General features: G+C 64.9%; 6 protein-coding genes. 4 read left to right on the top strand and 2 right to left on the bottom strand.

The features are described 5' to 3' along the window. The 4 genes from VGD20_RS20035 to VGD20_RS20020 form a co-directional block, all read left to right on the top strand. The coding region (locus VGD20_RS20035; protein ID WP_331136136.1) for a riboflavin kinase at window positions 1-159 on the top strand (159 nt) is incomplete at its 5' end. A gap of 144 nt (window positions 160-303) precedes the next feature. Further along, window positions 304-3252 (top strand): isoleucine--tRNA ligase, encoded by a 2949-nt coding sequence (ileS, locus tag VGD20_RS20030; protein WP_331136135.1) that lies wholly within the window; start codon window positions 304-306, stop codon window positions 3250-3252. Further along, window positions 3249-3770: a signal peptidase II gene (gene lspA, locus VGD20_RS20025; protein ID WP_331136134.1), complete on the top strand. Its 522-nt coding sequence runs from the start codon at window positions 3249-3251 to the stop codon at window positions 3768-3770. The genes ileS and lspA overlap by 4 nt, the downstream gene beginning before the upstream one ends. Window positions 3771-3796: 26 nt before the next feature. Further along, the gene (locus VGD20_RS20020) at window positions 3797-4216 is read left to right on the top strand and encodes a DUF3035 domain-containing protein (protein WP_331136133.1); all 420 of its coding nucleotides are present in this window, start codon (window positions 3797-3799) and stop codon (window positions 4214-4216) included. A gap of 58 nt (window positions 4217-4274) precedes the next feature. On the opposite strand, the gene VGD20_RS20015 is transcribed toward VGD20_RS20020, so the two are convergent. Together VGD20_RS20015 and dxs are read right to left on the bottom strand one after the other, a co-directional pair. After that, window positions 4275-4943 (bottom strand): hypothetical protein, encoded by a 669-nt coding sequence (locus VGD20_RS20015; RefSeq protein ID WP_331136132.1) that lies wholly within the window; start codon window positions 4941-4943, stop codon window positions 4275-4277. 115 nt (window positions 4944-5058) lie between these two features. Continuing rightward, window positions 5059-6553: 1-deoxy-D-xylulose-5-phosphate synthase (dxs, locus tag VGD20_RS20010; protein WP_331136131.1), on the bottom strand; the 1495-nt coding region annotated here is incomplete at its 5' end.

Genomic DNA, 6553 nt, shown 5'->3' with positions numbered 1-6553 from the left:
CTGTTCGATTTCGTGGGTGATCTTTACGGGCGGACGATCGAGGTGGCGCTTCACCATTACCTGCGGCCGGAAATGAAGTTCGACAGCGTCGAGGCGCTGAAAGCGCAGATGGATCGGGATGCCGCGGAGGCAAGAGGGTTGCTCCTCCCTGTTGCGTAGCAATGGGGAGGTGGCAGTCGCGCAGCGACTGACGGAGGGGCCCCTCCACCACTCGGCTTCGCCGAGCGGTCCCCCTCCCCGAGACAAGCTCGGGGAGGAACTGGAGGTTTGCATCTTCGCCTGCGCCCGCTAATGCCGCGCGCAATGTCCGACGCCCCCGATAGCAAGACCGACTACCGTTCGACCGTCTTCCTGCCCAGGACCGACTTCCCGATGAAGGCCGGCCTGCCGCAGAAGGAGCCGCTGATTCTCGCCAAATGGCTCGAGGGCAATCTCGAAGGGCAGATTCGCGAGAGCCGCAAGGGCCGCGACCAGTTCATCCTCCACGACGGCCCGCCTTACGCGAATGGCGACATGCATATCGGCCATGCGCTCAACCATATCCTGAAGGACATGGTCGTCCGCACCCAGACGCTGAAGGGCAAGGATTCGCCCTACGTCCCCGGCTGGGACTGCCACGGCCTGCCGATCGAGTGGAAGGTCGAGGAGCAGTATCGCAAGAAGAAGCTGAACAAGGACGAGGTTCCCGTCGAGGAATTCCGCGCCGAATGCCGCGCCTATGCGCAGCATTGGGTCGACACCCAGCGCGAGCAGCTGAAGCGCCTCGGCATCGGCGGCGACTGGGACCATCCGTATCTGACGATGGATTTTGAGGCCGAAGCCACCATCGTGCGCGAACTGCTCAAATTCGCCGCGAACGACATGCTCTATCGCGGCGCCAAGCCGGTGATGTGGTCACCGGTCGAAAAGACCGCGCTCGCCGAGGCCGAGATCGAATATGAGGATATCGTCTCGACCCAGATCGATGTCGCTTTCGAGATCGTCGAGAGCCCGATCGCCGAACTGGTCGGCGCGCATGCGGTCATCTGGACGACGACGCCGTGGACGATCCCGGTCAACCAGGCTTTGGCCTATGGGCCGGATGTCGACTATGTTTCGGTGAAGCTGTTCGACGACGCGATGCATGGCCTTGGCGAATATCTGGTGGCCGAACCGCTCCTCGAGCAATTCTATGCACGCACCGGTCGCACGGGCACCGAAATCTGGCGCGGCAAAGGCGCCGACCTCGCCGGCACCATCGCCCGCCACCCGATGCACGCGCTCGGCGGCTTCTTCGCGCGCCCCCGCCCCTTCCTCGCGGGCGATTTCGTCACCACCGACAGCGGCACCGGGCTCGTCCATATGTCGCCCGATCATGGCGAGGATGATTTCGACCTCTGCAAGGCGAACGGGCTCGATCCCGTGTTCGCGGTCGAGGGCGACGGCAAATATCGCGCCGACTGGGGCTGGCTCGGCGGCCAGGGCAGCGTGATCAACCCCAAGTTCAACGCCCCCGACGGCCCGATCTGTTCGGACCTGCGCGAGGCCGGCGGCCTGCTCGCAGCGTCGGCCGACTACAAGCACAGCTATCCGCACAGCTGGCGCTCGAAGGCCAAGGTCATCTATCGCTGCACCCCGCAATGGTTCGTGCCGATGGACAAGGTGATGACGCATATCGAGCCCAAGACCCCGCGCGAGAAGCGCTGGGAGAATGAGGGCGGCGCGATCAACCCGCACGAGGAGGATCTGTGCGACGCGCCGACGCTGCGGCAGGCGGCGATGCAGGCGATCGCCGACACGCGCTTCGTCCCCACCAAGGGCCGCAACCGCATCGGCAGCATGGTCGAAGGGCGCCCCGACTGGGTGCTGAGCCGCCAGCGCGCATGGGGCGTGCCGATCACGCTCTTCGTCGACCGCAAGACCGGTCACTATCTGAACGACCCGCAAGTCAACGACCGCATCGTCGCGGCGGTGCGCGAAGGCGGCGTCGACGCGTGGAATGACGCGCGCGCGCAGGAATATCTGGGCGACGCCTATGACGCCGCCAACTACGAACGCATCACCGACATTCTCGACGTCTGGTTCGATTCGGGCTGCACCCACGCCTTCGTGCTCGAAAGCGGCAAATGGCCCGCACTCGTCCGCCACGACGGCTCGACCCACAGCGCCGACCTCTATCTGGAGGGCAGCGACCAGCATCGCGGCTGGTTCCAGTCGTCCTTGCTCGAAAGCTGCGGGACGCGCGGTCAAGCGCCGTACAAGGCGGTGCTGACCCACGGCTTCACGATGGATAGCAAGGGCTTCAAAATGTCGAAGTCCTTGGGCAACACGATCAGCCCGATCGACCTGATGCGCGACTATGGCGCCGACATCCTCCGCCTGTGGGCGCTGTCGGTCGACTTCACCGAGGACCACCGCATCGGCAAGGAGATCCTGACCGGGGTCGCGGACCAGTATCGCAAGCTCAGGAACACCTTCCGCTACCTGCTCGGCGCGCTCGACGGGTTCAGCGAGGAAGAACGCATCGACGACGTGTCGAAGATGCCCGAGCTCGAACGCTATATGCTCTCGCTGCTCGCCGACCTCGACAAGAAGATGGTGCAGGCGGTCGATGACTTCGACTACAACACATATACCCGCTTGCTCGCCGATTTCTGCAACGAGGATCTGTCGGCCTTTTATTTCGATATCCGCAAGGACGTCCTCTACTGCGACCTCGGCCCCGCCGCGCCGCTCGGCACCGACACGCGCCGCGCGTACCGCAGCGTGCTCGATATCCTCTTCCACGCGCTGATCCGCTACGCGACCCCGGTGCTGGTCTTCACTGCCGAGGAAGTGTGGGGCACGCGCTATCCCGAAGCGGGCAGCGTGCATCTGCTGGAGTGGCCGAACGTCGACGCCGCGTGGGCCGATATCCCTCTCACGATGCGCTGGATGCGCGTGCGCCTTTTTCGTGAGGAAATCGTGGCAACGGTCGAACCATTGCGGCGCGAAAAGATCGTCGGGTCGAGCCTCGCCGCCGAAATCGACTTCCGTATCAAACAGGAGTTTGACGAACAGGTCTTCAATTCGGTCGACCTCGCCGAACTCAGCATCGTTTCGTCGGTGACACTCGAGGCAGAGCGCCTGCCCGATGACGATGAAATCGGATTTTCGGCTACGGCACGGCCAACCGAAAACCACAAATGCGGCCGCTGCTGGCGCCACCTGCCCGAGGTCGAGGCCGACGGCAGCTTGTGCAATCGCTGTGACACGGTATTGACCGCGGCATGAGCAGCAAACGTTCCCCGCACCTGCGCTTCGGTCTGATTTTTGCGGCCGTTGCCTTCATCCTCGACCAGATCACCAAATGGGTCGTCACCGTGCCCTTGTCGCTCGAGCCCAAGGGGCAGATCGAGATCACGGGCTTCTTCAACCTGACCTGGGCGGAGAATTGCGGGATTTCGTTGTCGATGTTCGCAAGCTGCACCGACACGACGCGCTGGACGCTCGTCGCGGTAACGGGGCTGGTCGCCGCTGCGGTCGCCTTCTGGATGACGCGCGAGCAGGCGAAGGGCGACGTGATCGCGCTCGCGATGATCCTCGGCGGCGCGCTCGGCAACATCGTCGATCGCGTGCGTTTCGGCTATGTCGTCGACTTCGCCGACCTGCATATCGGCGATTTCCGCCCCTTCATGATCTTCAACGTCGCCGATGCGTGCATCACGCTCGGCGTGCTTTTGCTGGTTGCGCGCGCGCTGCTCTTGGGCGAAAAGGCCCCAGCCGCGGACGCCAGGCCGTCCGCCGAGTAAACGGGGCGCATAGGAGTTTAAGTCAAGTGAACCGGACCACCGCCATCCTGGCAGCCTCGATTATTGCCACCACCCTGTCGGCCTGCGGGTCGAACAGCCTGTTCAGCCGCGACCGTCCCGACGAGATGATGGTGTCGCGTCAGGCGCCGCTCGTCGTGCCGCCCGACTATTCGCTGAGCCCGCCGGCACCCGGCAGCGCGCGCGCCGGCGGCGAAACGACCGCGGAACAGACGCTCCGCGCGCTGTTCGGCGGCGCCGCACCGCGCAGCCCCAGCGAAACGCAGATCATCGGCAGCGCCGACGGCGCGCGCGCCGACCCCGGCATCCGCAGCGAGGTCGGCAGCCCCGACACGCAGGTCGTCGACAAGGGCCTCGTCACCCGCGACATCCTCGCCGCCCCCGAAGGCGACGGCCGCGAGGCATCGGCGGCGATCCCGACGGGCTGAACGAGCCCGATCCGACAGATCTCGGCCCGGCTTTCCGGGCCGTTTTCTTTTGGAGCGGCTAGCTGAACAGGCTCGACAGGACGAACATCGCGGCCAGGCTTTCGACCATCGCGCGCGACGCGTGGCCGAAGGCGCGGAGCCGCCCGCATTTCAGATGCTGGTTGAACCAGGCGGTCTGCAAAAAGCCGAACCACAACAGCCCGAACAGCGCGAGCGCACCGCCCGCGAGCACCGACCAGTCGTGCGCGAGCTTGATCAGGATCACCGACGTGCCGAGCAGCATCGCGAGCACCGCGGCGACATAGCATTGGCTGTAAAAGGGGGCGCGCAGCGTATCGCGGTTGACCTGCAACGCCTGCGCGCGGACCATCCGCGTCGCCATCATCACCGGGAACAGGCTGTAGGTCACGATGCGCAGCATGATCAGGTCGGTGTTGTTGCTGACAAAGGCCGACAGCCCGACCTTGCTCGCGACCACCGCGTCGTTGCCGACTAGCGCGATCTCGGCCGCGTGAACGATGATCAGCGACAGGAGCAGGAACAGCGGCGGGCTCAGCGTATCGGTATATTGCTGGTCGCTAGCATCGCCCTGCTCGCTGTCCGAATAGTCCATCATCTGTAGCGGGCGAACGAGCGTGCGCCACAGCGTGATCGGGTAAAAGACCAGCCACGACATCACCTCGTACAAAAGCTCGTCGAGCGATTGCAGGAGGTTGAAGAAGTTCATGCGGCGGACTTCCCCTCTCTTCCGTTCGCCCTGAGCTTGTCGAAGGGCAGTTCTTGCTTTTCACCATCGAAGGAAAAGGACGGTGCTTCGACAAGCTCAGCACGAACGGGAGAGTTTAAGCCCGCGCGCCCGCTTCCTCGACGCCCGCGCTGTTGTGACGCAGCGCCTTCAGTACGGTATCGACGATCTGCGGCGCGTTGAGCCCCGCCTCGTCATATTGCAGCTCGGGCTTGTCCTGGTCCTGGAAGATGTCGGGCAGGCGCATCGTGCGCAGCTTCAACCCCGCGTCGATCAGCCCCTCGTCGCTGGCGAGCGTCAGCACATGCGCGCCGAGCCCGCCGACGCTGTTTTCCTCGATCGTCACGCAGACCTCATGGCTCGCGAGTGTCTTGCGGATCAGTTCCTCGTCGAGCGGCTTGGCGAAGCGCAGGTCGATCACGCTCGTCGACAGCCCGCGCGCCTCCAGCGTGTCGGCCGCCTTCGAGGCTTCGGCGAGCCGCGTGCCCAGCGAGAGGATCGCCACCGTCTTGCCTTGCCGTACGACGCGCCCCTTGCCGATCGGCAGCTTCTCGGGAACCGCGGGCAGCGCCACGCCGGTACCGTTGCCGCGCGGGTAGCGGAAGGCGATCGGGCCCTCGTCATATTCGGCGGCGGTATAGGTCATATGGACCAGTTCGGCCTCGTCGGCCGCCGCCATCACCACCATGTTGGGCAGGGTCGCCAGATAGGTGACGTCGAACGAGCCTGCGTGCGTCGACCCGTCGGCGCCGACCAGCCCCGCGCGGTCGATCGCGAAACGCACCGGCAGATTCTGGATCGCGACGTCGTGAACGACCTGGTCATAGGCACGCTGGAGGAAGGTCGAATAGATCGCCGCAAAGGGCCGCATCCCCTGCGCCGCGAGCCCCGCCGCGAAGGTTACCGCATGCTGCTCGGCGATCCCGACGTCGAAGGTCCTCGCCGGATGCGCTTTCGCGAATTTGTCGACCCCGGTGCCTGACGGCATCGCCGCGGTGATCGCGACGATGCGCTTGTCGGTCTCCGCCAGCTTCGCGAGCGTCTCGCCGAAGACATTCTGGTATGCCGGCGGTCCCGGCGGTGCCTTCGCCTGCTCGCCGGTGATCACGTCGAATTTCTGGACGCCATGATATTTGTCGGCGGCGGCCTCGGCGGGGGCATAACCCTTGCCCTTCATCGTCACCGCGTGGATCAGCACCGGGCCATGGTCGCTGTCGCGCACATTTTCGAGCACCGGGATCAGATGCTCGAGATTATGCCCGTCGATCGGCCCGACGTAGTAGAAACCCAGTTCCTCGAAGAGCGTGCCGCCCATCGCCATGCCGCGCGCGAACTCGTCGGTCTTTTTCGCCGCCTTGTGCAACGGCTCGGGCAGCTTGCGCGCAAAGCGCCGCGCGATCTCGCGCAGCTCGATGAACGGCCGCGACGACACCAGCTTGGCGAGATAGGCCGACAGCCCGCCCACCGGCGGGGCGATCGACATGTCGTTGTCGTTGAGGATGACGATCAGCCGGCTGCCGCCCGCTTCGGCATTGTTCATCGCTTCGAACGCCATGCCGGCGGTCGCGGCGCCGTCGCCGATTACCGCGATG

Source organism: Sphingopyxis sp., assembly GCF_036402335.1.
Classification (GTDB): domain Bacteria; phylum Pseudomonadota; class Alphaproteobacteria; order Sphingomonadales; family Sphingomonadaceae; genus Sphingopyxis.
The sequence above is the reverse complement of the archived record's forward strand: the minus strand, read 5'-3'. Positions and strand labels throughout refer to the sequence as shown.